This is a genomic window from Acidovorax sp. Leaf73 (genome assembly GCF_916855635.1).
Classification (GTDB): domain Bacteria; phylum Pseudomonadota; class Gammaproteobacteria; order Burkholderiales; family Burkholderiaceae_C; genus Acidovorax; species Acidovorax facilis.
On the sequence record NZ_CAKASI010000009.1, the window covers coordinates 80,170 to 106,294 of the forward strand.

General features: G+C 62.8%; 25 protein-coding genes, 1 tRNA gene and 1 pseudogene. 16 read left to right on the top strand and 11 right to left on the bottom strand.

The window, feature by feature from the left end:
• Positions 1–252 precede the first annotated feature (252 nt).
• Together LPA35_RS24935 and LPA35_RS24940 are read right to left on the bottom strand one after the other, a co-directional pair.
• Positions 253–1,527 carry a CaiB/BaiF CoA-transferase family protein gene (locus tag LPA35_RS24935; protein ID WP_228899904.1) on the bottom strand — a complete coding sequence of 425 codons (1,275 nt, stop codon included), beginning with the start codon at positions 1,525–1,527 and terminating at the stop codon, positions 253–255.
• A 109-nt stretch (positions 1,528–1,636) separates the two neighbouring features.
• The gene (locus LPA35_RS24940) at positions 1,637–2,833 is read right to left on the bottom strand and encodes an acyl-CoA dehydrogenase (RefSeq protein ID WP_015015345.1); all 1,197 of its coding nucleotides are present in this window, start codon (positions 2,831–2,833) and stop codon (positions 1,637–1,639) included.
• A 175-nt stretch (positions 2,834–3,008) separates the two neighbouring features.
• Here LPA35_RS24940 and LPA35_RS24945 point away from each other — a divergent pair, with 175 nt between their 5' ends.
• Together LPA35_RS24945 and LPA35_RS24950 are read left to right on the top strand one after the other, a co-directional pair.
• Entirely contained in the window at positions 3,009–3,974 is a 966-nt protein-coding gene (locus tag LPA35_RS24945) for a LysR family transcriptional regulator (RefSeq protein WP_228899905.1), read from the top strand.
• An 80-nt stretch (positions 3,975–4,054) separates the two neighbouring features.
• On the top strand, positions 4,055–4,270 hold the full coding sequence (locus LPA35_RS24950) for a hypothetical protein (RefSeq protein ID WP_055401611.1): 216 nt from the start codon (positions 4,055–4,057) through the stop codon (positions 4,268–4,270).
• A gap of 25 nt (positions 4,271–4,295) precedes the next feature.
• Here LPA35_RS24950 and LPA35_RS24955 read toward each other — a convergent pair whose 3' ends face one another.
• A complete protein-coding gene (locus tag LPA35_RS24955) occupies positions 4,296–4,559 on the bottom strand; it encodes a hypothetical protein (RefSeq protein ID WP_228899906.1) in 264 nt (87 codons plus the stop codon).
• Positions 4,560–4,607: 48 nt separating this feature from the next.
• Here LPA35_RS24955 and LPA35_RS24960 point away from each other — a divergent pair, with 48 nt between their 5' ends.
• The 4 genes from LPA35_RS24960 (at position 4,608) to LPA35_RS24975 (ending at position 6,660) form a co-directional block, all read left to right on the top strand.
• Complete coding sequence (locus LPA35_RS24960) at positions 4,608–5,486, top strand: DUF6279 family lipoprotein (RefSeq protein WP_121419302.1); 879 nt, start codon at positions 4,608–4,610, stop codon at positions 5,484–5,486.
• 166 nt (positions 5,487–5,652) lie between these two features.
• Positions 5,653–5,994 carry a DUF1090 family protein gene (locus LPA35_RS24965; RefSeq protein ID WP_228899907.1) on the top strand — a complete coding sequence of 114 codons (342 nt, stop codon included), beginning with the start codon at positions 5,653–5,655 and terminating at the stop codon, positions 5,992–5,994.
• A gap of 204 nt (positions 5,995–6,198) precedes the next feature.
• A complete protein-coding gene (locus LPA35_RS24970; RefSeq protein WP_057225408.1) occupies positions 6,199–6,408 on the top strand; it encodes a hypothetical protein in 210 nt (69 codons plus the stop codon).
• A 45-nt stretch (positions 6,409–6,453) separates the two neighbouring features.
• Positions 6,454–6,660, top strand: coding sequence for a hypothetical protein (locus tag LPA35_RS24975; RefSeq protein WP_228899908.1), 207 nt, complete (start codon positions 6,454–6,456; stop codon positions 6,658–6,660).
• 129 nt (positions 6,661–6,789) lie between these two features.
• Here LPA35_RS24975 and LPA35_RS24980 read toward each other — a convergent pair whose 3' ends face one another.
• Positions 6,790–7,788 carry a THO complex subunit 7 family protein gene (locus LPA35_RS24980; protein WP_228899909.1) on the bottom strand — a complete coding sequence of 333 codons (999 nt, stop codon included), beginning with the start codon at positions 7,786–7,788 and terminating at the stop codon, positions 6,790–6,792.
• A gap of 85 nt (positions 7,789–7,873) precedes the next feature.
• Between LPA35_RS24980 and LPA35_RS24985 the strand changes: the two genes are divergently transcribed.
• The 5 genes and pseudogenes from LPA35_RS24985 (at position 7,874) to istB (ending at position 12,637) form a co-directional block, all read left to right on the top strand.
• The gene (locus tag LPA35_RS24985; RefSeq protein WP_228899912.1) at positions 7,874–8,533 is read left to right on the top strand and encodes a hypothetical protein; all 660 of its coding nucleotides are present in this window, start codon (positions 7,874–7,876) and stop codon (positions 8,531–8,533) included.
• Positions 8,534–8,574: 41 nt separating this feature from the next.
• Positions 8,575–9,186 (top strand): terminase small subunit, encoded by a 612-nt coding sequence (locus tag LPA35_RS24990; RefSeq protein WP_228899914.1) that lies wholly within the window; start codon positions 8,575–8,577, stop codon positions 9,184–9,186.
• 2 nt (positions 9,187–9,188) lie between these two features.
• Positions 9,189–9,605: a hypothetical protein gene (locus LPA35_RS24995; RefSeq protein WP_228899918.1), complete on the top strand. Its 417-nt coding sequence runs from the start codon at positions 9,189–9,191 to the stop codon at positions 9,603–9,605.
• 713 nt (positions 9,606–10,318) lie between these two features.
• Positions 10,319–11,844 (top strand): annotated as a pseudogene (gene istA / locus LPA35_RS25000) (IS21 family transposase).
• Positions 11,834–12,637, top strand: coding sequence for an IS21-like element ISThsp10 family helper ATPase IstB (istB, locus tag LPA35_RS25005; RefSeq protein ID WP_116750439.1), 804 nt, complete (start codon positions 11,834–11,836; stop codon positions 12,635–12,637). Before istA ends, istB begins: the two are co-directional and overlap by 11 nt.
• Positions 12,638–13,160: 523 nt before the next feature.
• On the opposite strand, the gene LPA35_RS25010 is transcribed toward istB, so the two are convergent.
• Positions 13,161–13,245 (bottom strand) — tRNA-Leu (locus LPA35_RS25010).
• A 40-nt stretch (positions 13,246–13,285) separates the two neighbouring features.
• On the opposite strand from LPA35_RS25010, the gene cysM reads away from it, so the two are divergent.
• The 3 genes from cysM to LPA35_RS25025 all read left to right on the top strand — a co-directional run bounded on the left by cysM (position 13,286) and on the right by LPA35_RS25025 (position 15,098).
• On the top strand, positions 13,286–14,188 hold the full coding sequence (gene cysM / locus LPA35_RS25015) for a cysteine synthase CysM (protein WP_055401636.1): 903 nt from the start codon (positions 13,286–13,288) through the stop codon (positions 14,186–14,188).
• A gap of 98 nt (positions 14,189–14,286) precedes the next feature.
• Positions 14,287–14,865 carry an NUDIX domain-containing protein gene (locus LPA35_RS25020; RefSeq protein ID WP_055401638.1) on the top strand — a complete coding sequence of 193 codons (579 nt, stop codon included), beginning with the start codon at positions 14,287–14,289 and terminating at the stop codon, positions 14,863–14,865.
• 5 nt (positions 14,866–14,870) lie between these two features.
• The gene (locus tag LPA35_RS25025; RefSeq protein ID WP_010459874.1) at positions 14,871–15,098 is read left to right on the top strand and encodes a sulfurtransferase TusA family protein; all 228 of its coding nucleotides are present in this window, start codon (positions 14,871–14,873) and stop codon (positions 15,096–15,098) included.
• Positions 15,099–15,197: 99 nt separating this feature from the next.
• Here LPA35_RS25025 and galU read toward each other — a convergent pair whose 3' ends face one another.
• A complete protein-coding gene (gene galU / locus LPA35_RS25030) occupies positions 15,198–16,085 on the bottom strand; it encodes a UTP--glucose-1-phosphate uridylyltransferase GalU (protein WP_055401640.1) in 888 nt (295 codons plus the stop codon).
• 97 nt (positions 16,086–16,182) lie between these two features.
• Positions 16,183–19,080, bottom strand: coding sequence for a valine--tRNA ligase (locus tag LPA35_RS25035; RefSeq protein ID WP_228899920.1), 2,898 nt, complete (start codon positions 19,078–19,080; stop codon positions 16,183–16,185).
• A 282-nt stretch (positions 19,081–19,362) separates the two neighbouring features.
• On the opposite strand from LPA35_RS25035, the gene LPA35_RS25040 reads away from it, so the two are divergent.
• Positions 19,363–21,228, top strand: a complete 1,866-nt coding sequence (locus LPA35_RS25040; RefSeq protein WP_228899924.1) for a M48 family metallopeptidase — start codon at positions 19,363–19,365, stop codon at positions 21,226–21,228.
• 153 nt (positions 21,229–21,381) lie between these two features.
• Here the strand turns inward: LPA35_RS25040 and LPA35_RS25045 are convergent, their stop codons facing one another.
• Positions 21,382–22,002 carry a VOC family protein gene (locus LPA35_RS25045; protein ID WP_228899926.1) on the bottom strand — a complete coding sequence of 207 codons (621 nt, stop codon included), beginning with the start codon at positions 22,000–22,002 and terminating at the stop codon, positions 21,382–21,384.
• A 216-nt stretch (positions 22,003–22,218) separates the two neighbouring features.
• On the opposite strand from LPA35_RS25045, the gene LPA35_RS25050 reads away from it, so the two are divergent.
• Positions 22,219–23,970 (top strand): ABC-F family ATP-binding cassette domain-containing protein, encoded by a 1,752-nt coding sequence (locus LPA35_RS25050; protein WP_228899927.1) that lies wholly within the window; start codon positions 22,219–22,221, stop codon positions 23,968–23,970.
• A 126-nt stretch (positions 23,971–24,096) separates the two neighbouring features.
• On the opposite strand, the gene LPA35_RS25055 is transcribed toward LPA35_RS25050, so the two are convergent.
• From LPA35_RS25055 to LPA35_RS25065, 3 genes are all read right to left on the bottom strand, one after another.
• The gene (locus tag LPA35_RS25055; RefSeq protein WP_228899928.1) at positions 24,097–24,675 is read right to left on the bottom strand and encodes a YceI family protein; all 579 of its coding nucleotides are present in this window, start codon (positions 24,673–24,675) and stop codon (positions 24,097–24,099) included.
• An 87-nt stretch (positions 24,676–24,762) separates the two neighbouring features.
• Entirely contained in the window at positions 24,763–25,338 is a 576-nt protein-coding gene (locus tag LPA35_RS25060; RefSeq protein WP_121419309.1) for a YceI family protein, read from the bottom strand.
• Positions 25,339–25,433: 95 nt separating this feature from the next.
• Positions 25,434–26,018 (bottom strand): cytochrome b, encoded by a 585-nt coding sequence (locus tag LPA35_RS25065; protein WP_228899929.1) that lies wholly within the window; start codon positions 26,016–26,018, stop codon positions 25,434–25,436.
• Between the last annotated feature and the right edge of the window lie 107 nt (positions 26,019–26,125).

Genomic DNA, 26,125 nt, shown 5'->3' on the forward strand with positions numbered 1-26,125 from the left:
TGCCGGAGAGATTCCCGCTGCCATTATGGAGAGATGTGTAAATTTTTGTACATGTCTTTTTTACCAAGGTGCGAACACATGTAGGCGCCGAGAGTACCAAGATTTGTTATCAAATTGATAGCTGTTAGCGCTTATTGGATAGGCGCTAGAACCTGATTTGGTTCAGATGGTGCAGACAAAAAAGCCTTGCCGGTCAGGGCAAGGCTGTTCAATGGCGGGGGCGTTGCGCAGCTCGGTGCAGCGTGGGTCTGGCTACAAAACCCCGCTGGCCCGCAGCGCCGCAATGCGCGCCGAGTCCAGCCCCATCTCGCGCAGCACTTCGTCGGTGTGCTGGCCCAGTGCCGGTGGCGCGTTGCGCAGCACGGGTGGCGTGGCCGACAGGCGCAGCGGGCTGGCCACGCCGGTGATCTGCTGCACCTTGTCGGTGGCGGCCTCGCCGTCCTTCCAGCGCGGCAGCGTCACGGCCAGGCCACGGGCCTGCACCTGCGCGTCGTCAAACGCCTGGGCGATGGTGTTGATGGGGCCGCAGGGCACGGCCTTGTCTTCCAGCAGCGTGATCCAGTCGGCCGTGGTGCGCGTACGCGTCACGGCCTCCATGGCGGGGATCAGGTCGGTGCGGTTTTGCACGCGCAGCGTGTTGGTGGCATAGCGCGGGTCGCTGGCCCACTGGGGCTGCTCGGCGGCTGCGCAAAAGCGCTGGAACTGGCCGTCGTTGCCAATGGCCAGCAGCATGTTGCCGTCGGCGGTGGGGAAGTCCTGGTAGGGTGCGAGGCTTGGGTGGCTGTTGCCCATGCGCCCGGGCGCCTTGCCGGTGGCAAGGAACCCCGATGCCTGGTTGGCCAGCACGGCCATGCCCACGTCGAGCAGCGCCATGTCGATGTGCTGGCCCTGGCCCGTGCCATTGGTGGCGTTGTCGCGCACATGCAGCGCGGCCAGGATGGCGTTGCTGGCATACAGGCCGGTGAACAGGTCGATCACGGCCACGCCCACGCGCATGGGGCCGCCGCCGGGCTGGTTGTCGGCCTGGCCGGTGATGCTCATCAGGCCCGTCATGGCCTGCACCATGAGGTCGTAGCCCGCGCGCTCGGCGTAGGGTCCGTCCTGCCCGAAGCCGGTGACGGAGCAGTAGATGAGGCGCGGGTTGAGCGCGCGCAGGCTCTCATGGTCCAGGCCATATTGCTTGAGGCCGCCAACCTTGAAGTTCTCCACCACGATGTCGGCCTCTTGCGCCATCTGCTTGATGAGCGCCTGGCCGTCGGGCGAGGCCATGTCGATGGTCACCGAGAGCTTGTTGCGGTTGCAGGCGGTGTAGTAGCTGGCCTGGTTGGTGTCGTTGCCCTCGGCGTCTTTCAAGAAGGGCGGGCCCCACTGGCGCGTGTCGTCGCCCACGCCAGGTCGCTCCACCTTGACCACATCCGCACCCAGGTCGGCCAGGATCTGCGTGCACCACGGGCCTGCGAGCACGCGGGAGAGATCGAGCACCTTGATGCCTGCGAGGGCGCCGGGGGAGGTAGAGGGGGTGGTCATGGTGTGGTGTACTATGAAATTGATAGCTGTCAGCGCATGATTGACCAGCGCTACAAGGCAAAAACACCGCAAGGGCGGTGTTTTTGCCGGTTTTCGGAACGCAGGCCGATCAGTTGGCGAACGCGGCGATGCCCGTCTGGGCGCGGCCCAGGATCAGCGCGTGCACATCGTGCGTACCTTCGTAGGTGTTCACCACTTCCAGGTTCACCAGGTGGCGGGCCACGCCAAACTCGTCGCTGATGCCGTTGCCGCCCATCATGTCGCGCGCCAGGCGGGCAATGTCCAGCGCCTTGCCGCAGCTGTTGCGCTTGATGATGGAGGTGCCTTCCACGCTGGCCGTGCCCGCGTCCTTCATGCGGCCAAACTGCAGGCAGGCCTGCAGGCCGATGGCGATTTCGGTCTGCATGTCGGCCAGCTTCTTCTGGATGAGCTGGTTGGCGGCCAGGGGGCGGCCAAACTGCTTGCGGTCCAGCGTGTACTGGCGGGCGGTGTGCCAGCAGAACTCGGCCGCACCCAGGGCGCCCCAGGCGATGCCGTAGCGCGCGCTGTTCAGGCAGGTGAAGGGGCCCTTGAGGCCTTGCACTTCAGGGAAGGCGTTTTCTTCGGGCACGAACACGTCGTCCATCACGATCTCGCCGGTGATGGAGGCGCGCAGGCCCACCTTGCCGTGGATGGCGGGGGCTGTCAGGCCCTTCATGCCCTTTTCGAGCACAAAGCCGCGGATGGGGCCCACGGCGCCGCCTTCGGACACTTCCTTGGCCCAGACCACGAACACGTCGGCCACGGGGCTGTTGGTGATCCACATCTTGCTGCCCTTGAGCTTGTAGCCGCCATCGACCTTGTAGGCGCGCGTGGCCATGCTGCCGGGGTCGGAGCCGTGGTCGGGCTCGGTCAGGCCAAAGCAGCCGATCCACTCGCCGCTGGCGAGCTTGGGCAGGTACTTCTGGCGCTGGGCTTCGCTGCCGAATTCATAAATGGGCACCATCACCAGCGACGACTGCACGCTGGCCATCGAGCGGTAGCCCGAATCCACGCGTTCCACCTCGCGGGCGATCAGGCCGTAGGCCACGTACGACAGGCCGGGGCCGCCGTATTGCTCGGGGATGGTGGGGCCCAAGAGGCCCACTTCGCCCATCTCGCGGAAGATGCTCACGTCCATCTTTTCGTGGCGGAAGGCGTCCAGCACGCGGGGTGCCAGCTTGTCCTGGCAATACGCTGCGGCAGCGTCGCGGATGGCGCGCTCGTCGTCGGTCAGTTGCTGGCTCAGGAGGAAAGGGTCATCCCATTGAAAAGCGGCGTGGGCCATGTGTGTCTCCGGTCGGAAAGAAGGTGAAAGAAACGGGTCTGGAGCGCATCGTAGGCCTTGGGGTGGTGGCCCGCAAGCGAGTTCTTTTCATCCAGATATGCGTTGTTGGAATGTATGAAATACTCGCGTCCATAGGTTGCAAGTGAGATAACCTCGTTAAAAGTTCCTCTTCATCATGCGCCGCAACATCCCATCGACCCAGGCCCTGGCCTGTTTTGAAGTCGCCGCCCGACACGAGAGCTACACCCGCGCCGCGCAGGAGCTGTCGCTCACCCAAAGCGCGGTGTCGCGCCAGATCCAGGCGCTGGAAGAATTTTTGGGCGTGGCGCTGTTTCGCCGCACGCGCCACGGCGTGGTGCTGACGCCTGCGGGCGCCCACTACGGCCGCCAGGTGGCGCGCTGGCTGCAGGGCCTGGAGCGCGATACGCTGGACGTGATGGCCCACCAGGGCGAGGGTGGCACTCTGTCGCTGGCCGCAGTGCCCACCTTTGCCACGCGCTGGCTCATCCCACGCCTGCCGCTGCTGGCGCAGGAGCATCCGGACATCGTGGTGCACATCGACACGCAAACGCGGCCTTTTCTGTTTGCCGGCACCACCTTCGATGCCGCCTTGTATGCCGGCACGCCCGAGCAGGTCGCCAACTGGCCCGGCGTACAGGCGCAACTGCTGATGCATGAAGACGTGGTGCCCGTGTGCAGCCCGCGCCTGCTCGAATCCGCCGCGCCCCGGGGCCGCGGTCGCGCCCACCAGCCGATCGCTGCCGAGGCGCTGGCCGAGCTGCCGCTGCTGCAGCAAAGCACACGCCCCTATGGCTGGCGCCAGTGGTTTGATGCGATGGGTGTGGATACCCCGCATGCGCTGGATGGCCCGCGCTACGAGCTGTTCTCCATGCTGGCCGTGGCCGCCACGCATGGCATGGGCGTGGCGCTGATGCCGCCTTTGTTGATCGAGGCCGAACTGGCCAGCGGCGAGCTGGTGGTGGCCTGCAACCGCCCGTTGCGTGGCGAGCGTGCCTACTACCTCATCAGCCCCGCGCAAGCCCAGCCGCCGGTGTTGGGGGCGTTTGCACGGTGGCTGCAGGGCATGGCAGCGGCGGCAGGCGGAGTGCCGCCGGTCGCCGGGGCAGACGGCAAGGGATGACGCGCTTGCATCCGCCCAGGGGCTGAACTAATCTGGTGGCGCTGGAGTCTGTCTGCACACACCGATCCGGGAGTGACCCCATGACCACCTACCATGCCCCGCATTTCGACCCCACCGTGGACGAGATCGAGACCCTCAAACAACTCGAAATGGGCCAAGTCATTACGTTGCCCCATGCGCTCAAGGACCACGTGTCTGGCCGCCTGCTCGAATGGGGCTTCATCACCAAAGGCTCTGGCGGCGAACTGGCCATTACGCCCAGCGGTCGGCAACTGATTCGCCGACAGGACAATTAGTGTGGTGTTGCACGCTATCCGGCACTTAAAACCGCGTCTTTTCGACCAGGGCTGCGTTGCAAATCCGCGCGATACCTACGGGTATCGCTGTGGTTTGCGCCTTGCCCTGGCCAAAAAATCCATCGGTTTTCAATGTGCCGTCAAGCATGCAACACCACACTAGCCCCACGGCGCCGTAGAGCGCCACCGATGGCAAGGTCCTGCCGCACTGCTCCACAGTGTCGGGGCTGTCGGCAATCCTCGCGCAGTTGGCGGGGTATTGCAGCCCGCAAATTTCGCCGTGCAGCATTGGCCCTATCCTGCCTCTTTCGCTTTCCTTTCTTCACGAGGAGCTTCTGTGCGCGCACCGTCCCTGATTCGCAAAGCACTGTGTGCTGCCACCCTGGCGGCATGTGGTCTGCTGTTGCAAGGCTGCAGCACTGTCAAGCTGGCCTACAACCAGGTGCCGCACCTGGCCTACTGGCAGCTGAACAGCTACCTCGGCCTGTCAGAAACCCAGACCGAGCGCGTGCGCGACGAACTGGGCGACCTGCACCAGTGGCACCGTGACACCATGCTGCCCCGGCATGCCGAGCTGCTGCAAAAGGTACAGCAACAACTGCCATCTGCCATATCGCCCGGCCAGGCCTGCCGCACCTACGACGCAGTGCGCACCCAGATCGACAAGGTCATCGCCCAGGCCGAACCCAAACTGGCCTGGCTGGCCGCCCAGCTCACCGACACCCAGATCCGCAACCTGCAAAAGAAGCAGGCCGACAGCAATGCTGAATGGAAGAAGGAGTGGATAGACATCACGCCCGACAAGCTGCGAGAGCAGCGCTTCAAGCAGATCTTGTCCCGCGCCGAAGGCTTCTACGGCGCCTTGGACGAACCGCAAAAATCCGCATTGCGCACCTTCATCGCCCAGTCGTCCTTTGACCCACAGCGCACCTATGCCGAACGCCTGCGCCGCCAGAAAGACCTGGTGCAGGTGCTGCAGAAAATCGCCGAAGACCGCACCAACACCGACCAGGCCCGGAGCCTGCTGCGCGGTTACCTCGCACGTTTTCAAACATCGCCCGACGCGGCCTACCAGCGTTATGCGCAGGCGCTGGTGGAAGAGGGTTGCGAAGGCTTCTCTAACGTGCACAACGCGATGACGGCTGCGCAGCGGTTGAAAGCAGTGCAGTCGGTAAAGGGGTATGAGCAGGACTTTCTGGTGCTGGCGGCGCAGTGAGCGTTGGAAGGTAGAAATACGAACAAGAGATGAACAAAAGGCCGCGTTGCCCCTGAAGCCGCTCAGGGCCGCCTGTGACGCCCGACCGTGTCCCGCGTGTGGCATCGAGGTCGCCCGCGCCAATTGCTGTCATGCTCAGCCCCCATTCCCTCAGGTACTTACTTGTATGCGTTTCAGCGGCTATTGCACTTTGGTCATCGCGATAACCGTGGCAGGTTTCGCTATCGCTCAGCCTGCGAATCCGGCGGACAACCACACCTCGTGCACTGCAGAAAAGGCGGACGTCGAAAAACGCATGGAAGTCGCGCGATCCAAGGGGCAGATGCTGCTACGTAGGCAACTGGCTGACCAACTGGCGGCGCTGCAATCGAGCTGTCAGCCGCTCGCGGTTGATCAGGGCCACACGGCGAATATTGAAAGGCTGGAGAAGGAAGTCCGAGCGCTCAGGGCAGAGCTTGAAGCTGCCGAGGAGCAGTTGCGCAAGCTGAAAAGCGAAGCAAATCGCTAGACGGTGAATGGACTGCAGGAGCCGCGCCAGGGGCCGCAGACTCGGCGTCACGCTGCGGGTTGAGAGATTTCCATGCCAGATGGCAGCCGTAAAAATGAACCCGGGGTGTGGGGCTAGTTGGGCTCTGTGTGCCGGTGACTGTAGCCTCGCAGACCACCCCAAAGTAACGCGCTGAAAATGGCACTTTAGAAGATGGAAGCCCCTGTGAATCAACCTGTTGCCCATGCCGAGCTGATCGCCACTTTCAAAAGGGCGCAGGCTGACGCCGCCCACAAGCAGGGACTCATCAAGGCTGTCGGCGCCAAGGGCCCAAAAGCCATTCAGGCGGCTGTTGATACGGCAGCCAAAGCAGCGAAGCGCAGGGATTCGTATGCGGAAAAGCTCGCTGCGCTGGGGGTGGTTCTCGAGGATTGAGCGGGGTACGGCGATGGCATCTGCCCGACAAGGCGAGCCGTGTCCATGACCCATTCGCCCGACGGACCGAGCAAGCTGGAGATCGGTGACACCTGCATCGACATCTGGCCGCAGGAGCGGCGCATGCTGGCCAACCAGCTTCTGGGAGACGCTGTGCAGTACAGCAACATCCAGACTGGGCAAGACCTCAACTTGCTTGCGCACCAGGTGTGGGGAGATCTAAAGCAATTGAGGCGGGACCTGGGAGGCTGACCGTCATGGGGTCCTGCAATCGGTGACACCTACTGCAGGAGAGGTAAGCCACGCATATGCAGTTGAAGCTTGTGGGTAGGTTGCTTCAAAGCAGCATCTATTTGATCTCAAGCACGCACAGGCAAATGTCTACTTGGCAAGCAAGGAAGGTGCGCTGAAACCGATTTGCCGAAGCCATCTGGCGAATTGCATGCCAGGTTCATGGAGTTCGTAAACACTACCATTTGTTGGGATATTTCGGAGAAAACCGTGTACTACCAAGGTCTGAACTTGCTCGTCTGGCCTTGCCACACCAAGGCTTCTAAGGACAGAAGTCCAACTATCAATCGCTTTTCCATGCCTGCTGCCATGCTGAGCAAGCGCCAACATGGAAAAGATGGTTTCCTCTCCGGCATGACTTAAGAATAGGCCTTTGACTGGAAATTCAAACTGTTGATGATCTGAGGGAGTCCACGGCCAAAGAACGGGCTGATCGTCATACAACACAAGAGGCGTTGATGCATGCGAAGGCTGCGTCAATCGAATACCGAAATGATGTGCTTTCACACCCGTGTCTTGCTTGTGGTAGTCGAATTTCTCTCGGGGCGGTGGTGCTTTCAGCTTCGTAATTTCCGCCTGAGCTTCTTCCAGCTCATTTTTTAGCGCAGCGATAGTTGCCTCTCGTTTTTCTCCTGCTTTCTGGAGGTTCTCGAGTGATTGAGCTGTTTCCGCTTTCTCTTGTTGCCATTCAGCTCTTTGCTTGATCATGATGGCCCGCATTTCCAGGGCCTCTTGTACTGAAAGCGTCCTGGTTTCTGCGACTTGGAAAAGTGCTTCTCGGTTGAGGTTGCTCATTTTCTCGTGATCTGTAGCAATCTTCCGCAGCGCGGGCGGCAAAACATAAATCCAGAACAGTGCGGCTGCAAGCGGTATGGTTGTTCCGTGCAAGAGCCAATGCCACCATTCCGTCATGAGCTTTGTATCGATGTAAACGATCTTGTCCCTCCATCCGCCGTCGCCAACCAGCACAAGCAACAGTCGGAAATTCCAGATCGCCCAAGCGATAGCAAACGCACTTACAAGCGGGTTGCCAAAGCGTTCTCTCACGGTTTGAAAAATACCCAGCACGAAGTTCTTTGCGTCGTCCATTGCATCCCTCTGTGGTTTGCCAATTCTAGGCATTGAGGAAACGCTCCAATGGCATCATTGACTGAGTACGAAAGGAAGGTAAACGATGGAACCCGCACAACTGCAAGAGCTTGCAAAATTGATCGCTCTGGAAGTGAGTCTGCCTCAGTGGGCTGCATATTTGACGCTATTGGTCTCAGCAGTGTTCGGGGTCTACGTTATTGCCTATCAGAAGAAGCGCGGCGAGTCTAAGGCATTGCAGGCTGACTTTGAGATGCTGAAAATTCAGCTCGTGGAAAACACAAAAGCCTCTGAGGCAGTTCGACAAGCGCTTGCTGGCAGGGTTTGGATTCAGCAGCAGCAGTGGGCGAGACGCGAAGGGCACTACTTGGAATTGCTAGCCGCGATCTCGCTGATGGTGAACGTAGGTGACGATTTTTCAACTGCAGCGCGGGATCTGGAAAAATCCTATGACGAGAATTCAAAACAATACGGCAAGGCTGCAGAACTCCTGAAGAGGTTGGAAGAGGCGCGAGTCGACCTGCGACGGCTGGCCGGGTCTTTTGCGCTGTTCCTGTCCGATGAGGCAGTTGCTGCCGTGAATCAACTTATTGAAACCAAGTTTTCTATTGCCAAGGAAGCAGGGAACCTTGTGGAGTACGGAGAGTTTTGGACAGATGCCGCAAGGCAGGCGTATGCCAGAGTTTTGAGTCAGGCCAAACACGAGCTCGCTGAGATCAAGGGCGGTATAGCCGCCCCCCAGTAGGGTTTCCGCATTCCTCGCACACACGGGACCATCCCGTGTAAATGGAAACCGGCAACCGCAAGACACGAAAATCAGTACCCAGCGCCAAGAAGGGCCGCACAGCCGCGCCCGTGAAGGTCATCGACTGGGTTGGGGTTGAGAGGGCTTACTGCGGAACTCGCCAATCCACGCGCGATATCGGCAAGGCATTCGGCATCTCGCACACCATGGTGGCCAAGCACGCCGCCGCCAAGGGCTGGGCCCGGCCTTCCAAGGACCAGATTCCAAACCCGCCCCCCAGAAAAGGGACGACTGAACTGGAGCCACGCCAGGAGCGATTCGTTCAGGAGTACCTGATCGACCTCAACGGCACCCAGGCATACATGCGCGCCGAGCCGGGGACGACCGAGAAGAGCGCTCGCACCCAGGCATCCCGCATGTTGGCAAAGGTCAACGTGCAGAAAAGGATAGCGGCCGAGCGCTCAAAGACAGCGACAAAGCTCGAACTGACCTGCGAGCGCGTCCTGGCTGGGTACACCAAGCTGGCTTTCTTCGACATGCGCCAGGCCTACCACGACAGCGGTGCACTGAAGCTGCCCCACGAGCTCGACGAAGACACTGCAGCAGCCATTGCGGGCTATGAGACCGTGGAGATGGATGGCGGGGGCACCTAGACGTGGAGATCACCGAGCAGCCCATGCAGGTCACGTTCCAGAACTCTCATTTCCAGCAGGCGCTGGAGATGCGCAAGGCTGGCGTGCGTATCAACGACGCGACGATGGTGCGGTACTCCAACCTTTCGGACAAGAGCACCGTAGTCCAGCACGACCGCGCGCTGCAGGCCCGGCGCAGCGCCTTGGTGAAGCAGTTCGCCATGGCTGCCATGGCGGGAGACGAGGAAGGGAAATCAGAGGCCCGCGAGGCCATCGCCAGTTTCAACGAGAAGAACCCGAACCGCCGCATCCAGGCCATCCAGCTAGCGCAGAGCGTGCACCAACGCGAGAAGCGAATCCGGGGGGCGAAAGAGGGCGTCTACCTACCGAGTAAGCGGCGGGATTCCATGGAGGCAGGTAGGTTTGCAAATGAGCAATGAACACGGATCACTGTTGCCACCACGGCATGTATAAGACCTCCGCGCCCATAGACCGCGTGAGCAGAAGATGGTGGTCGCGTAGATCACTGAGGACAGCTTGGCCTGTGGGAAGGGTCGTGGACCAAGAGCCAGCGCCACGTCGCAGATCTTGTGCTTCCAGTGAGCCCTCCTCTACGTGCGCTCCGCCTAAATGGTGACAGACCGTCTGCATCAGCTCTGCTCTGTCAATGATGGCATCACCGCAATGCACCACTTCCTCAAACCAGTTCTTGAGGGGCAATACGGGGTAGGACCCGTCCGAGGATGGGCTTGTGATTGGCCTTGGACGCGGCTCCCCTGGAACAAACTCCATATTGAACGAAACCGTCCAGGTGCCATGACTACGAAGCTGCTGTTGCTCCGCCTTTGTCATACCCAGGCCCTGAAAAGACGGTAAGGATATTCGCTCCTTGATTCCAAGTTGTTTGCAGAGCGATATGGACTTCTTCGTGTCATAGAACAGCACCCGCATCGCAACCGCTAGGTCTAGAGAAGCTTCGAAATCACCCGAGTCGTAGTTTGCGCAAGCCCGCTGAATACGTCGGATCTGCTCTGAAAGCCGTGCTTGTTGATTTCCACGCAGAAGTGACCCACTAACCCCCGGGATTTCCATCCAAACCTGACCCACGTACTAACCCTAGCCTGCTGCTTTGTTGAGCAGCAGGAGACCAGGAGTGATAGACGTGGCAACACTGAGTGTCATCAGGCGCTGGGCCCTGCGAGAGCAGCTGTCCATCAGGGAGATCGCCCGCCGCACGGGCCTCTCGCGCAACACCATCCGCAAGTACCTGCGCGCAGGCGAGGCCGAGCCGCACTACGCCAAGCGGGTCAGTCCTTCCAAGCTCGACCCCTTCGCATCGAAGCTCTCGGGCTGGCTCAAGACCGAGGCGGGGCGCTCACGCAAGCAGCGGCGCACCGTCAAGCAGATGTACATCGATCTGCAGGCGCTCGGTTACGGCGGCTCCTACAACCGCGTAGCGGCCTTCGCCCGGATCTGGCAAGAGCAGCGCCTCGTGGCGCAGCAGACCACCGGGCGCGGCACCTTCGTTCCCCTGGCCTTCGGTCCGGGTGAGGCCTTCCAGTTCGACTGGAGCGAGGACTGGGCTGTTCTCGCCGGCGTGCGCACCAAGCTGCAGGTAGCCCACTTCAAGCTCAGCCACAGCCGAGCGTTCTACCTGCGCGCCTATCCCTTGCAGACGCATGAGATGCTGTTCGATGCCCACAACCATGCGTTCGTAGTCCTGGGCGGTGTACCCCGCCGTGGCATCTACGACAACATGCGCACCGCCGTAGACCGGGTGCGCCGTGGCAAGGAGCGCGACGTCAATGCGCGCTTTGCGGCCATGGTCAGCCACTTCCTGTTCGAGGCCGAGTTCTGCAATCCCGCGTCGGGCTGGGAGAAGGGCCAAGTGGAGAAGAACGTGCGCGATGCCCGCCATCGCCTGTGGCAGGTCGTGCCGCCATTCCCTGGCCTTGTGGAGCTCAATGATTGGCTTCAGGAGCGTTGTGTGGCCCTGTGGCACGAGATCGAGCACGGCAAGCTGCCGGGTACCGTTGCGGATGTCTGGGCCGCGGAGCGGGCTGCCTTGATGCCGGTACCGCGTCCCTTCGATGGCTTTGTTGAGCACACGAAGCGAGTCTCTCCCACCTGCCTGATCCACTTCGAGCGCAACCGCTACAGCGTGCCGGCGCCATTCGCCAACCGACCCGTGAGCCTGCGGGTCTACGCGGATCGCTTGGTGGTCGCGGCCGAAGGCCAGATCGTCTGTGAACACCAGCGGCTGATCGAGCGTAACCACCATGGTGCGGGACAGACAGTGTACGACTGGCGCCACTACCTGGCGGTGCTGCAGCGTAAGCCCGGGGCCTTGCGCAATGGCGCGCCGTTCCTGGAACTGCCAGCGGCCTTCAAGCGACTGCAGGCCACCTTGCTCAAGCAACCCGGCGGCGACCGGGAGATGGTGGAGGTACTGGCACTGGTGCTGCACCACGATGAACAGGCTGTGCTCGCTGCAGTGGAGTTGGCACTGGAGTCAGGGGCTGCCAGCAAGACGCACATCCTGAGCGTGCTGCACCGCTTGCTGGACGGCAAGCCCGCTCCAGCACCGGTCACATGCCGCAGGCCCTCAAGCTGGCGGTGGAACCCCAAGCCAATGTGCGTCGTTACGACCAATTGAGGGAGGTGCGCTATGCGTCATGACCCTGCCATCGCTTCTATCGTGATCATGCTGCGCGAGCTCAAGATGCACGGCATGGCCCAGGCTGTCGCTGAGCTGGCCGAGCAAGGTGCACCGGCCTTTGATGCAGCACAGCCCATCCTGTCCCAACTGCTCAAGGCCGAGACCGCCGAGCGGGAGGTGCGCTCGGTGGCCTACCAATTGAAGGTGGCCAGGTTCCCGGCGTACAGGGACCTGGCTGGGTTTGACTTCGGCCACAGTGAGGTGAACGAGGCGCTGGTGCGCCAGCTGCACCGCTGTGAATTCTTGGAGGACGCCAACAACGTGGTGCTGGTGGGTGGACCGGGGACGGGCAAGACCCACATCGCCACAGCCCTCGGGGTGCAAGCCATCGAGCACCATCACCGCAGGGTGCGGTTCTTCTCCACGGTGGAACTGGTCAATGCGTTGGAGGAGGAGAAGGCCAACGGCAAGCCCGGACAGTTGGCCCACCGGTTGGCCTATGCCGATCTGGTGATTCTGGACGAGCTGGGCTACCTGCCATTCAGTGCCTCTGGAGGAGCCTTGCTGTTCCACCTGCTGTCCAAACTGTACGAGCGCACGAGCGTCGTGATCACCACCAACCTGAGCTTCAGCGAGTGGGCCAATGTGTTCGGAGATGCGAAGATGACCACGGCACTGCTGGACCGGCTCACGCATCACTGCCATATTCTGGAAACCGGCAACGACAGCTACAGGTTCAAGAACAGCTCCGCACAGCAACCACCACAGACCACCAAGAAGGAGAAGGCGACCAAGAACTTATCCACAACGTGAGCGTGAAGTTCACGAACCAGGGTGGGTCAGATCGAGATGGAAATGGTGGGTTAGGTTTGCGTGGAAATCAACAATCCGATACCTCTATCGGGCTGCCATTGAATTTGCCTTGCTCTGGCTTCGTGCCATCCATTGGCACGCAGCCATAGAGGCGGCACAGGTGCAGGTCGTCGGCCTGGGCTCTGGTCAGAACCAGCTTTTGCGGAAGCGCGGCACCGTGCGCGCGTCAGTGTGCGCGGAATGCGTTTGTCGCGCGGCGGTGGATGTCTGCCATGCCTGGGCGGCAGGGTGGGAGGTCTACGATGTCCTGAGCTGCCATGCGGGGATTCTGTCGCAAAAAAAAGCTCGCAATCAGACTGCTAGATCGCGCACCACCTGCTGCGGATGGGGCCACGCAGCACCGTCGAGCAGGCCAAACAAAAAAGACCCCGAGGCTGACGCCTGGAGGTCTTTGTTTGTCATTTGCGGAACGTCACGGCGAACAAACGCGGAACATGCTGCAAATAACATAGCTAAAAAGCTATGGTGCCCGGGGCCGGAATCGAACCGGCACGCCTTGCGGCGGGGGATTTTGAGTCCCCTGCGTCTACCAATTTCACCACCCGGGCTGTAATTCGTGAAGCCCCAAATTATGGCACAGTAGGGCGCATGAAATATCCGACGATTGAAGATGCAGTGGGTAACACCCCTCTGGTCGCTTTGCAGCGCATTGGGGCCAAGGACAACGCGGCGCGCGGCAATGTGGTGCTGGGCAAGCTGGAGGGCAACAACCCTGCCGGGTCAGTCAAGGACAGGCCCGCGCTGTCGATGATCCGCCGGGCCGAGGAGCGTGGCGACATCCGCCCCGGCGACACGCTGATCGAGGCCACGTCGGGCAACACCGGCATTGCGCTGGCGATGGCGGCGGCCATCAAGGGTTACCGCATGGTGCTCGTGATGCCCGAAGACTTGTCCATCGAACGCGCACAGACCATGAAGGCCTTTGGTGCCGAACTTGTGCTCACGCCCAAGAGCGGCGGCATGGAGCACGCACGCGACCTGGCCGAGGCCATGCAAAAGCGCGGCGAGGGCAAGGTGCTCGACCAGTTCGGCAACCCCGACAACCCACGCATCCACTACGAAACCACCGGCCCGGAGATCTGGGAGCAGACGGGCGGGCGCATCACGCACTTTGTGAGCGCCATGGGGACCACGGGCACCATCACCGGCGTGTCGCGTTTCCTCAAAGAGAAGAACCCTGCCATCCAGATCATCGGCGCGCAGCCAGAGGAAGGCTCGCGCATCCCGGGCATCCGCAAGTGGCCGCAAGAGTACCTGCCCAAGATCTATGACCCGAGCACGGTGGACGAGCTGGTCTATGTGAACCAAGACAGCGCCGAAGACATGTGCCGCCGTCTCGCGCGCGAAGAGGGCATCTTTGCAGGCATCTCTGCCGCAGGCGCGTGCTGGGTGGCGCAGCAGATTGCGGCGCGCGACAGCAATGCCACCATTGTGTTCATCGTGTGCGACCGGGGCGACCGGTATCTGTCTACCGGTGTGTTTCCGGCGTGACAGGCGGCCGTCGGCTGCCGGGTTCGAAGGTTTTAATGAAATTGGCTGCTAGCGCTTGATGGATAGGCGCTAGCAGCTATAAAAATGATAGCTCTACCATGCACTACGAAGTCCGCCACTGCACCCACTGCGGTACCGCGCTACAGCCCATCACCCTGGCCGAAGACGGAGGCGACAAGGAGCGGCTGCGCTGCCCCGCCTGCGGCTGGACCCACTGGAACAACCCCACGCCCGTGCTGGCAGCGATTGTCGAGATCGACGGCAAGGTGCTGCTGGCGCGCAACGCGGCCTGGCCGGGCAAGATGTTCGCGCTGATCACCGGCTTCATGGAGGCAGGCGAGTCGCCCCAGGAAGGCATTGCGCGCGAGGTGAAGGAGGAAACCAACCTCGACGTGCAGTCCACCACCCTGGTGGGCGCCTATGAGTTCCTGCGCATGAACCAGATCATCATTGCCTACCATGTGGTGGCCACGGGGCAGGTTCAGTTATCGCCCGAGCTGGTGGATTACCGGCTGTACGATCTGGCAGACCTCAAATGCTGGCCGGCGGGCACGGGCTACGCGCTGGCCGACTGGCTGCGCACCAAGGGGCACGAGCCGGTGTTTTTTACCGCTGAAGAAAATGCAGAACGGCGGCGCGGCCTGGACGAACAACCGCCGCAGCCGCCAAAGGATTGACGACCATGGACATTCACAAAGAAATCGACACCCGGGGCCTGAACTGCCCCTTGCCCATCCTCAAGGCCAAGAAGGCGCTGTCCGACATGGCCAGCGGCCAGTTGCTGAAGGTGGTGGCCACCGATGGCGGGTCGCTGCGGGATTTTCAGGCGTTTGCCAAGCAGACGGGCAACGAGCTGGTGGAGCAGCAGACGGTGGGCGAGGAATACATCCACATCCTGCGTCGTCGGTAGATTTAAGAAAAAATAGCTGCCAGCGCTCTATGGATAAGCGCTGGCAGCTATTAATTTGGAAGCGTTTGAGGCGCTTCCAGTGTGAGCCCGGACTGTGGCTTACAGCGCCAAGGTCTTCAGATATTCCCGGAACTGCGCGCCCACCTGCGGGTGCTGCAATGCCAGTTCCACCGTCGCTTCCAGAAATCCTTCCTTGCTGCCGCAGTCGTAGCGCTTGCCTTCGTACTGGAAGGCGTACACGGCTTCGTGCTGCATCAGGCGGGCAATGCCGTCGGTGAGCTGGATCTCGCCGCCCACGCCGCGTGGCTGGTTGCGGATCTCGTCGAACACGCCGGGCGTGAGGATGTAGCGGCCGGCCACGCCCATGCGCGAGGGGGCGACATCGGCCTTGGGCTTTTCCACGATGCGTTCAATGCGGATCAGCGGGCCGCCAGCGGGCTCGCCGGCCACGATGCCGTATTTGTGGACCTGGTCTTCCGGCACTTCCTGCACCGCGATGACCGAGCGGCCTTGCTGGCGGAAGGCGGTGGCCATCTGGGCCAGCACGGGCTGGCCGCCTGGGGGGCCCACCATCAGGTCGTCGGCCAGCAGCACGGCAAAGGGCTCCTTGCCCACCAGCGGCTCGGCGCACAACACGGCGTGGCCCAGGCCCAGCGAGCGGGGTTGGCGCACGAACGCGCAGTCCATGTCGTCGGGCTGGATGGAGCGCACCAGCGCCAGCAGTTCCTTCTTGCCGGCGGCTTCGAGTTCGGCCTCCAGCTCATACGCCGTGTCGAAATGGTCTTCGATGGCGCGCTTGCTGCGGCCGGTCACGAAGATCATGTGGCGGATGCCAGCGGCATAAGCTTCTTCCACAGCGTACTGAATCAGCGGCTTGTCAACCACGGGCAGCATTTCCTTCGGAGACGCCTTGGTGGCAGGCAGAAAACGGGTGCCCAGGCCAGCGACGGGAAATACGGCTTTGCGAACGGTGGTGGCAACAGTCATGAGACTCCTTGAGTGAAGACAGGGATTCGGGGTGTTGTGGTCGTCGTGGATATGCAAGTGTCAGGCCAGAGTTGCCCGGCCTTTCACTTTTGTTCTCTCAGCCCAGGCGGCCCAGCTGGTCGCGCAGGCGGGTCAGCGTGGCGCCGAAGTCAGCGATGCGCTTCTTTTCCTGGTCGATCACGGCCGGTGGGGCCTTGGCCACAAAGGCTTCGTTCGAGAGCTTGTTGTTGGCCTTGGCGACTTCGCCTTCGATGCGGGCGATTTCCTTGGACAAGCGGGCCTTCTCGGCGGCCACGTCAATCTCCATGTACAGCGCCAGCCGAGCTTCGCCCACCACGGCCACAGGTGCTGCCTGCGCGGCAGCGGCCCAGGCGGCCTCGTCGTCAAACACCTTGACCTCGCTGAGCTTGGCCAGGGCCTGCAGCACCGGGCCTACGCCGCGCATGAAATCGGTGTCGCCCACCGTGTACAGCGGCAGGCGGGTGGACGGGGACACATTCATTTCGCCACGCAATGCGCGGCAAGCGTCCACCAGCCCCTTCACGCGGCCCATGTGGGCTATTGAAGCCTCGTCGATCTTGTCCAGTTGCGCCTGAGGGTAGCGGGCGATGCTGACCGATTCGCCGGGGATTCCGGCCACAGGCGCCACCACCTGCCACAGGGCTTCGGTGATGAACGGGATGATGGGGTGGGCCAGGCGCAGGATGGCTTCGAGTGTGCGGATCAGCGTGCGGCGCGTGGCGCGCTGCTGCGCTTCGGTGCCGTTCTGGATCTGCACCTTGGCGATCTCCAGGTACCAGTCGCAGTACTCGTTCCAGACAAAGTCGTAGATTGTGTTGGCCACGTTGTCCAGGCGGTATTCCTCAAAGCCCTTGGCGACTTCGGCCTCGGTCTTTTGCAGCAGCGAGCTGATCCAGCGGTCGGCCTGGCTGAACTGCATGTAGCCGTGGGCAGAGCCTCCGGGCTGGCATTCTTCCTTGGTGTGCTCTTTCAGGCCGCAATCCTGGCCTTCGCAGTTCATCAGCACAAAGCGGCTGGCGTTCCAGAGCTTGTTGCAGAAGTTGCGGTAGCCCTCGCAGCGCTTGCTGTCAAAGTTGATGCTGCGGCCCAGCGACGCCAGTGCGGCAAAGGTGAAGCGCAGCGCATCGGCGCCATAGGCCGGGATGCCCTCGGGGAACTCCTTTTGCGTGTTCTTGCGCACCGTGGGCGCAGTCTCGGGCTTGCGCAGGCCGATGGTGCGCTTGTCGAGCAGCGGCTCCAGCGCAATGCCGTCGATCAGGTCCACCGGGTCGAGCACGTTGCCTTCGGACTTGGACATCTTCTTGCCCTGCGCGTCGCGCACCAGGCCGTGGATGTACACGTGCTTGAACGGCACGCGGCCGGTGAAGTGCGTGGTCATCATGATCATCCGGGCGACCCAGAAGAAGATGATGTCGTAGCCCGTGACCAGCACGGTGCTGGGCAGGTAGAGGTTGAAGTCGTCGGTGTCGGCGGTGCCTTGGTTCGGCCAGCCCATGGTGCTGAAGGGCACGAGCGCGGACGAGTACCAGGTGTCCAGCACGTCTTCATCGCGGCGCAGCGTCTTGCCGGGGGCCTTGGCCTGGGCTTCGGCTTCGTCGCGGGCCACGATCACGTTGCCGTCTTCGTCGTACCACGCCGGGATCTGGTGGCCCCACCACAGCTGGCGGCTGATGCACCAGTCCTGGATGTTGTTCATCCACTGGTTGTAGGTGTTCACCCAGTTCTCGGGCACAAAGGTCACTTCGCCACTGGCCACGGCATCGATGGCCTTTTGCGCAATGCTCTTGCCGGTGGCGTCGCCTTCGCCCACCTTGCTCATCGCCACGAACCACTGGTCGGTCAGCATGGGCTCGATCACCTGGCCGGTGCGGGTGCAGATCGGCACCATGAGCTTGTGCTTCTTCACCTCGACCAGCGCGCCGATGGCCTCGAGGTCGGCCACCACGGCCTTGCGGGCCACAAAGCGGTCCATGCCCTGGTACTTGGCGGGCGCGTTCTCGTTGATGGTGGCTTGCAGGGTCAGCACCACGATCATGGGCAGCTTGTGGCGCTGGCCCACGGCGTAGTCGTTCTGGTCGTGCGCAGGCGTTACCTTCACCACGCCCGTGCCGAACTCCTTGTCCACGTACTCGTCGGCGATCACCGGGATCTGGCGGTCGCACAGCGGCAGGTTCACCATCTTGCCGATCACGTGCGTGTAGCGTGAATCCTCGGGGTGTACCATCAGCGCCACGTCGCCCAGCATGGTTTCAGGCCGGGTGGTGGCCACCGTCAGGCTGCCCGATCCATCGGCCAGCGGGTAGGCGATGTGCCAGAGCGAGCCGTCTTTTTCTTCGCTCTCGACTTCCAGGTCGGACACGGCGGACTGCAGCTTGGGGTCCCAGTTCACCAGGCGCTTGCCACGGTAGATCAGGCCCTGCTCATACAGCTTCACGAAGGTGTCGGTCACCACGGCGCTCAGCTTGTCGTCCATGGTGAAGTATTCGCGGCCCCAGTCCACGCTGTCGCCCATGCGGCGCATCTGCGTGGTGATGGTGTTGCCGGACTTTTCCTTCCACTCCCACACCTTGCTCACAAAGTTCTTGCGCGCCTCGGGCGGGGTGGTGCCCATGTCGTAGCGGCTGATGCCTTGCTCCTGCAGCTGGCGCTCCACGACGATCTGCGTGGCGATGCCCGCGTGGTCGGTGCCCGGCACCCACACCGTGTTGAAGCCACGCATACGGTGGTAGCGCGTGAGGCTGTCCATGATCGTCTGGTTGAACGCATGGCCCATGTGCAGCGTGCCCGTCACATTAGGCGGGGGCAGCTGGATGGAAAAGGCGGGCTCGCCCGCCTGGGGCTGGCCCGTGCCACGGTGGCCTGCGGTGCCATACCCGCGCTTTTCCCATTCGGGGCCCCAGTGGGCTTCCAGCGCGGCGGGTTCAAAGGACTTGGACAGGCTGTCGAGGCCGGGTTGTGCTTGGGGCGTGCTCATGGGGTTTGGCAGAAGGAAGAGGCAGGCACAGGGCGTGCCTCAACGGTCAAGAGGGTGGACCGGGCATTTTACGGGAGCGCCAGCCGGTCTCCCCCTGCGCTCGCATCCCACCGGCATTCCGTCTGTCGGGCATTTCTCGCCAATTGTTACCTTGTCGCTCGACCTGCCCGCCGTGGCGTCTTGATAATCCCGCCCGGTGGAGCGAGAGGGCCCCTGGAGAGGGGGGCGGGCTCCACGCATTGTCCGGGTCAAAAACATACAACCAATCGGTCCCATCCATCCATGCATCTTCCATCCGCACTCCGCGCGGGCCTTGCCAAGGTCTTTGTCTACGCGCTGCTGGCGCTTTTTCTCATCCCGGCGTTGACCTATGGGTTCACCATCTACGCGCAGCGCGACCAGGACGCGAACTTTGTGGCCGGCATCAGCCAGCGCATCGACTCTGAAAAAGGCATGCCGCCCGCCGAGAAGCAGGCGCGCAAGGACTACTACCGCAGCAACCCGCCGTCCACCATTTGCGACAACACGACGCCAGAGGCGCAGGACTACCGCGAAGCCCTGTGCGAGCGCTATTCCGACGTGTGGCAGTTCCACATGGCGCGAGCAGTGTCGTTCTGGACCCTGGTGGCCAGTGGCGTGCTGCTGGTGGCGGTGCTGGGCCTGGGCGCGCTGGCCTTTGCCGACCGCACGCTGCAGTACACCAGCTTTGTCGCGGGCTGGCGCCTGACCACCTGGGCCAGTGCCGCCGCGCTGGTGGTGCAGGGGGCGATGGCGGTGTGGCTGTCGTTCTGGGTCACGGCGTTCTTCTTTCACAAGTATTCGCCCAAGCTCATCATCGTCGTGGGGCTGGCCGTGGCGGTGGGTGTGTTTGTGGCGTTGGCGGGCATCTTCAAGCGCGTGCAGTCTGACAACCATGCCGTGGGCGAGCTGGTGTCCGAAGACGATGCGCCCCTGCTGTGGAAGCGCATCCGCCACATGGCCCAGCGCCTGAAGACCGAGCCTCCGCAGAACATCGTGGCGGGTATCGACGCCAACTTTTTCGTCACCGAGGCGCCGCTCACGGTGGGCAACCACACGCTCACGGGCCGCACGTTGTTTGTCAGCCTGCCGCTGCTGCGCATCCTCGACCAGGCCGAGGCCGACGCCGTGTTTGGCCACGAGCTGGCCCACCTGCGCGGCGGCGACACCCAGAGCAGCGCCCGGCTGGGCCCGAAGCTGGTGCAGTTTGACCACTACCGCCACGCGATCCGCAGCGGGGGGCTCTCGGCCGTGGTGTCGCCAGTGCTGGACCTGTACCGCACCATCTTCGAAATCGCCCTGGCGCGCGACAGCCGCGAGCGCGAGTTCAAGGCCGACCGCATCGCTGCCAAGCTCATCTCGCCAGCGGCCATTGCGCAGTCGCTGGTCAAGATCGCGGCCTACGCGCAATACCGTTTCAAGATCGAGGACGAGCTGTTTGGCCGCAACGAGCGGCACGACACCACCACGCTGGGCATCGCCCGCTTTGTGGCCCAGGGTCTGGCCCCCTATGCGGCCTCCGACGATTTTCTGGATGCGATGAAGACGGCCAACGTGCCCCACCCGTTTGACTCACACCCCGCCATGCCCGAGCGCCTGCGCAACGTGGGCATGGCACTGCAAGAGCGCGACTACGGCGCCATCGCCGTGCGCGCGCCCGCCGCCACCTGGGTGCAGGAGATTTTGACGGCGGACGCGATCGAGCAGCGCCTGTGGAGCGACTATGAACAGCAGTTTGCGCAAGACCATGAACGCAGCCTGGCCTACCGCTACGAGCCCGCCACCGACGAAGAGCGCGCCCTGGTGCTGCGCTACTTTCCGCCCGTGGTGTTTGCGCTCAAGGGGGAGAACACGGTGGAGGTCAGCATCGACGGCATCCGCACCTCGGCCGACGAGACCACGGTGTTCTGGGACGCCATCAAGGCGCTGGAATTCAAGGAAAGCAGCTTCGGCAATGCACTGGTCGTGACGCACCCCGAAAAGAACGCCCTGGGCCTGGGCGCCAAGACCAGCAAGATCAAGCTGTCCGGCCTCACCAAGGAAAAGGACCAGTTCAACGCCGTGGTGGGGGCCTACTGGCAGCGCCACCAGATCATGCGGGCGCAGCAGCAACAGCCTCAGGAAGGCTGATTGCGACCGGCGGAGTGGTTGGTGGAGCTTTGCTACCAAATAAATAGCTGTTAGCGCTTGTTGGTAAAGCGCTGGAGGCTATTTTTACCTGTATTTTTATCGCTGACGCCACGTTGCACGTTGGGTGTGCAACGTGGCGGCGCCAAAGGCTTGTCAGCCTTTGACGAACTCTGGCCGGTCGTTCTGCTGCGGCTTGAGCGGTTCCACCGCCTTGCCTTCAGCGCGCTCCTTGCGCCACTGCTCCTTGCGCGCCGTCCACTCGTTCAGGCGGGCGTGGGCCACGGTGCTGTCCTTGGCCATCTGTTCTTCGTCGGCCAGCTGGGCCGACAGCTCCAGACGGATACCGTTCGGGTCAAAGAAATAGATGCTGTGAAAGATGTGGTGGTCCGTTACGCCCAGCACCTCGATGCCGTGGGCCTCCAGGCGCCTCTTGGTGTTCTCCAGCTCCTGCACCGTGTCCACGCGAAAAGCAATGTGGTTGACCCACAGCGGCGTGTTCGGCGAGGGCTCTGCCTTCACGTCGTCGCCCAGGTCGAAGAAGGCGATGAAAGAACCGTCCTTGAGGCGAAAGAAGAAGTGCGTGTAGGGGCAGTATTCGCCCGTGCTCGGCACGTAGTCGCTCTGGATGATGTGGTACAGCGGCAGGCCCAGGATGTCCTCATAGAACTGGCGCGTTTCTTCAGCGTCACGCGCCTTGTAGGCGTAGTGGTGCAGTTGCTGGATGGGCGCGGGCGGGGGCAGGGTGGCCAGATCAGGTTTCAGGATGGCGTTCATGCAGAGTCTCCTCAAATCGGTTTTGCGATTCTACTATTCGTAATTGATTTACGTTAAGTTAATTTTTTGAGGGCCGGGATTGCGGTACATTCCGCAGTCGTCCTTCTTTGCCCCTGAGGTATTCGTCCGATGCGCCTGTAAGCCCCTCAAGCCTTTCCTTCCTGCTTGCCCATTGCCGGGCCAGGCGGTTGTATGTCTTGTCTGGAGTGCTTTTGCATGGCGACACCTTCAATGCCGGGCGATTCCGCCCATCGCAGCCGCAGCGCTGCCGCAGCCTCGACGGCTGCCTTCCCTCCTCGGCCCTCTAATGCCGCGCCCCGCAGTGCGGCTTCGTCTGCGGGTCCCGTTGTCCTTCAGTTCCACGACGTCACATTCAGCTTGCCTGATGGGCAGGCACTGTGGGCACGCCCGCTGAATGTGGCAGTGGGCCAAGGCGTGATCGGCTTGGTGGGCGCCAACGGCGTTGGCAAAAGCGTTTTCTTGCAGCTTGCGCAGCGCATGCTGCAGCCTGCAAGCGGTGTGGTGGTGGGTAGCCCGTCGCTGCACGCGGTGGCGCAGGAGGTCGGTGCAGCCCCTTCGGCCACCGTCGCCGATATTGCGGGCCTGGGCCCGGTTCTGGGTGCACTCGACCGACTGGAAGCGGGCCGGGGCACGCCCGACGATCTGCTTTTGGCCGACGGGCGGTGGGACCTGCCCTCGCAATGGCAGCAGGCGCTGCACGCGCTGGGGTTGGGCCACCTGCCGCCGGGACACGCGGCGCAGCACCTTAGCGGTGGCGAGCGCATGCGCGTGGCGCTGGCGGGGGCATTCCTGTCGGGCGCCGATCTGCTGGTGCTGGATGAGCCCACCAACCACCTCGACCGGCCGGGTCGGCGCTGGTTGATGGAGTCGCTGGCGCAGTGGCGCGGTGGCGTGCTGGTGGCCAGCCACGACCGCGAATTGCTGGGCATGGCGAACAACATGGTTGCGTTGTCTGCAGCGGGGCTGCAGCGCTACGGCGGAAACTGGTCCGTGTACGAGGCACAGCGCCAGGCCGAGGCTGCTGCTGCCCAGGCCGCGCTGGACCACGCGCGCACCGAGCGCGAGCGGGGCATGCGGGCGCTGCAGCGCGAGCACGATGCCCAGCAGAGCCGCGCCGCGCGGGGGCGCGAGGCCGGCCGCACTGCCAACCAGGCATCCGTCCTGCTGGACCGCAAGAAGAACAACGCCCAGGCCCACGCGGGTCGCGAGCACGAGCGGCAGCAGCAGGAGCGCCTGCGGCTGAACGATGTGGTGCGCGAGGCCGCTCAGCGTGTTCCTGCAGGGGGCGCTACGGCGCTGGTGCTGCCCCAAAGCGCCGTGCCTGCGGGCAAGCAGGTGCTGGCGTTCGAGCAGGTGCATGTGCCGCATGCGCCGCCCGGCTTTCCTCCGCTCCATGGAGTCTGGAGTGGGCCCATCCGCATCGCCATCACCGGGCCCAACGGCTGCGGCAAAAGCAGCCTGCTGCGCACCATTGCCAACCCTGCGTTGGCCACTGCGGGGCGGGTGTTGCGGGGTGTGCGGGCCGCCTGGCTGGACCAGCACAACGCCGCCCTGCTTCCACCCCAGCACGGTGTGCTGGCGCGCCTGCAGGCGCTCGGCACGCCCCTGCCCGAAGCGGCGCTGCGCACGCACCTGGCCCAGATGGGGTTGGGCGCGGACAAAGTGCAGCGGCCTGCGGGCGTGCTCAGCGGTGGAGAGCGCATCAAGGCCGCCCTGGCCTGCGCCCTGTGGTCGGGCGAGCCCGCGCAAATGCTGCTGCTCGACGAGCCCACCAACCATCTCGATGTGGACGCCATCGAAGCGCTGCAGTCCGCCTTACAAGCCTTCACGGGCGCGCTGGCCGTGGTGACGCACGACGTCACCTTCCTGCGTGCGCTTGGGCCTCATGTGGTGTGGGCCTGGCAGCCCCAAGGCTGGAACCTGGATGCCACGCTGGACACTGCCTGAAACGCCCGGCGAAGTGCGCGTGCATGAAAAAGCCACCCGCTGCGTGAACGCAGGGGTGGCCCGTGGGTTTGGCGCGCAGCAGCCGCCCTTCAGGGGCGAGCAGCCCGCGTGCCTGCCGATGGTGGATTACTGCTTCACGGCTTCAATCTGCACCACCAGGCGCACGTTCTTGGGGAAGCCCCATTCCACGCCGTAGTTCATGCCCCACTGGGTGCGGTCGATGGTGGTTTCAAAGTCGCCACCGCACACTTCGCGCTTGAGCATGGGGCTGTCGTAGCAGTTGAACTGCGTGGCCTTGAGGGTGACGGGCGCGGTCTTGCCCAGCAGCGTGAGCTGGCCGGTCACTTCGCTGACCTTGTCGCCGTTGAAGCTGAACTTGTCGGACACGAACTTGATCGTGGGGTGCTTGGCTGCGTCAAACAGGTCGGCGCTTTGCAGGTGCTTGTCAAAGGGAGGCGTGCCGGTATTCACCGAGGTGGTGTCGATGGTGATGTCCACCTTCCCGGTCTTGGCGGCGCGGTCAAATTCCACAGTGCCTTGCTTCTTGTCGAAGCGGCCACGGTTGGTGGTGGCGCCAAAGTGGCTGATCTCGAACGTCACGAAGGTGTGCGTGGGGTCGATGGCGTAGTTGGCGGCCTGGGCAGCGCCAGCGGTCATTGCGGTGGCAGCGGCCACGGCGAGCAGGGAGAAGAGGGACTTGCGCATGAAAAAGACTCCTTGAAAAGAGGAACTACGAAACGAACCAGGGGAAAAACGGAGGATGAAAGAGGCGTAGCTGGAGCCAGAAGCTGGTCAAAGCTTGCCGACGCCAGTCAGTGCGAGCTTGAACTTCACGGTGACGTCGTCGGCCACCATCGAGGTGTCGGCCCACTCGTTTTCGCCGATCTTGAAAGCCAGCCGCTTGATGGGCAGCGTGCCGGTGGCTGTAGTGGTGGGGCCGCTTTGCGTGAGCGCCACGGGCACCACCACGTTCTGCGCGGTGCCCTTGATGGTGAGCTTGCCTGCCACCTCAAACTTGCCGCCGCCCAGTGCCTTGATGGCAGTGGATTCGAACTGCGCCTGCGGGAACTTGGGCACGTTGAACCAGGTGGGCTTGGGCAGCTCGGCATCGGTCTCGCGCGAGCCCAGCGTGGCGCTGCCGGTGTCTACCGTGAAGGCGATCTTGCTCGTGGCCAGCTTGGCCGGGTCGAACGCCACCTGGGCGCTGAACTTCTTGAAATGGCCATCCAGCGGCACGCCCATCTGGCGCGCGGTGAACTGCACCTCGCTCTGGGCGGGGACCAGTTGCTGCTGGGCCAGTGCGGCCTGGGCGCTCAAGGCCACGGCGGCCACCAGGAGGGTGCGAGACAGTTGGGAAGACAGGTTCATGCAAAAAACTCCGTTCAAAAGACAGAAAGTGAAAGCCAGATCCATGATCTGGAGGGCGGTGCGTTGCCCCGCCATGCACGCGGCTCAGGGGTGTTTCATCTGCCCGGCAGCATGCGGGCGATGAGCCCATCGCGGTCCACTATCTGGTGCTTGAGCGCGCCTGCGATGTGCAGCAGCACCAGGCCCGCCATCGCAAAGGCGGTGTATTGGTGCCAGGGTTTGATCGCCTCGGCCAGCTCCTTGCTCACGGGCACGAAGTCGGGCAACTGCCACAGGCCCAGAAACACGATGGGAAAGCCTGCTGCCGAGCTGTAGGCCCAGCCAATCAACGGCACGGCGAAAAACAGCGTGTACAGCAGCCCGTGCGTGGCGTGGTGCGCCAGCTTTTGCCAGCCCGGCATGGCGTTTTCGATGGCTGGCGGCAGCGCGGGAGGGCGGTGCGTGGCGCGCCACAGCAGGCGCAGCACCGACAGCACGAGGATGGTGACCCCCGCCCACTTGTGCCAGTTGTAGAGCTTGAGCCGCTGCGGCGAGAACGGCAGCCCGGTCATGTAAATACCCACGCCAAACAGGCCGATCAGTGCCAAGCCCAGCACCCAGTGCAAAAGCATGGCGGTGCGCGTATAGCGGCGGGGCGGTGCGTCGGCAGCGGTGCGGGTGGCGGTGGCTGAAGCAGTCATGAAGAGAGGAAACGTGGGGCTGTTGGACGGAGCGCCGGGCGGGGTCGCCAGCCCGTTCGGGGCTGACATCCGTCAAGCGATGGGGCAGTGTAGGAAGCCGTTGCCGC

What these genes read in the sequence shown, in the direction of transcription:
- LPA35_RS24935 (WP_228899904.1), bottom strand. Translation starts at nt 1,527, where the DNA reads ATGACCACCCCCTCTACCTCCCCCGGCGCCCTCGCAGGCATCAAGGTG.
- LPA35_RS24940 (WP_015015345.1), bottom strand. Translation starts at nt 2,833, where the DNA reads ATGGCCCACGCCGCTTTTCAATGGGATGACCCTTTCCTCCTGAGCCAG.
- LPA35_RS24945 (WP_228899905.1), top strand. Translation starts at nt 3,009, where the DNA reads ATGCGCCGCAACATCCCATCGACCCAGGCCCTGGCCTGTTTTGAAGTC.
- LPA35_RS24950 (WP_055401611.1), top strand. Translation starts at nt 4,055, where the DNA reads ATGACCACCTACCATGCCCCGCATTTCGACCCCACCGTGGACGAGATC.
- LPA35_RS24955 (WP_228899906.1), bottom strand. Translation starts at nt 4,559, where the DNA reads ATGCTGCACGGCGAAATTTGCGGGCTGCAATACCCCGCCAACTGCGCG.
- LPA35_RS24965 (WP_228899907.1), top strand. Translation starts at nt 5,653, where the DNA reads ATGCGTTTCAGCGGCTATTGCACTTTGGTCATCGCGATAACCGTGGCA.
- LPA35_RS24975 (WP_228899908.1), top strand. Translation starts at nt 6,454, where the DNA reads ATGACCCATTCGCCCGACGGACCGAGCAAGCTGGAGATCGGTGACACC.
- LPA35_RS24980 (WP_228899909.1), bottom strand. Translation starts at nt 7,788, where the DNA reads ATGGACGACGCAAAGAACTTCGTGCTGGGTATTTTTCAAACCGTGAGA.
- LPA35_RS24985 (WP_228899912.1), top strand. Translation starts at nt 7,874, where the DNA reads ATGGAACCCGCACAACTGCAAGAGCTTGCAAAATTGATCGCTCTGGAA.
- LPA35_RS24990 (WP_228899914.1), top strand. Translation starts at nt 8,575, where the DNA reads ATGGAAACCGGCAACCGCAAGACACGAAAATCAGTACCCAGCGCCAAG.
- istB (WP_116750439.1), top strand. Translation starts at nt 11,834, where the DNA reads ATGCGTCATGACCCTGCCATCGCTTCTATCGTGATCATGCTGCGCGAG.
- cysM (WP_055401636.1), top strand. Translation starts at nt 13,286, where the DNA reads ATGAAATATCCGACGATTGAAGATGCAGTGGGTAACACCCCTCTGGTC.
- LPA35_RS25020 (WP_055401638.1), top strand. Translation starts at nt 14,287, where the DNA reads ATGCACTACGAAGTCCGCCACTGCACCCACTGCGGTACCGCGCTACAG.
- LPA35_RS25025 (WP_010459874.1), top strand. Translation starts at nt 14,871, where the DNA reads ATGGACATTCACAAAGAAATCGACACCCGGGGCCTGAACTGCCCCTTG.
- galU (WP_055401640.1), bottom strand. Translation starts at nt 16,085, where the DNA reads ATGACTGTTGCCACCACCGTTCGCAAAGCCGTATTTCCCGTCGCTGGC.
- LPA35_RS25035 (WP_228899920.1), bottom strand. Translation starts at nt 19,080, where the DNA reads ATGAGCACGCCCCAAGCACAACCCGGCCTCGACAGCCTGTCCAAGTCC.
- LPA35_RS25040 (WP_228899924.1), top strand. Translation starts at nt 19,363, where the DNA reads ATGCATCTTCCATCCGCACTCCGCGCGGGCCTTGCCAAGGTCTTTGTC.
- LPA35_RS25045 (WP_228899926.1), bottom strand. Translation starts at nt 22,002, where the DNA reads ATGAACGCCATCCTGAAACCTGATCTGGCCACCCTGCCCCCGCCCGCG.
- LPA35_RS25050 (WP_228899927.1), top strand. Translation starts at nt 22,219, where the DNA reads ATGGCGACACCTTCAATGCCGGGCGATTCCGCCCATCGCAGCCGCAGC.
- LPA35_RS25055 (WP_228899928.1), bottom strand. Translation starts at nt 24,675, where the DNA reads ATGCGCAAGTCCCTCTTCTCCCTGCTCGCCGTGGCCGCTGCCACCGCA.
- LPA35_RS25060 (WP_121419309.1), bottom strand. Translation starts at nt 25,338, where the DNA reads ATGAACCTGTCTTCCCAACTGTCTCGCACCCTCCTGGTGGCCGCCGTG.
- LPA35_RS25065 (WP_228899929.1), bottom strand. Translation starts at nt 26,018, where the DNA reads ATGACTGCTTCAGCCACCGCCACCCGCACCGCTGCCGACGCACCGCCC.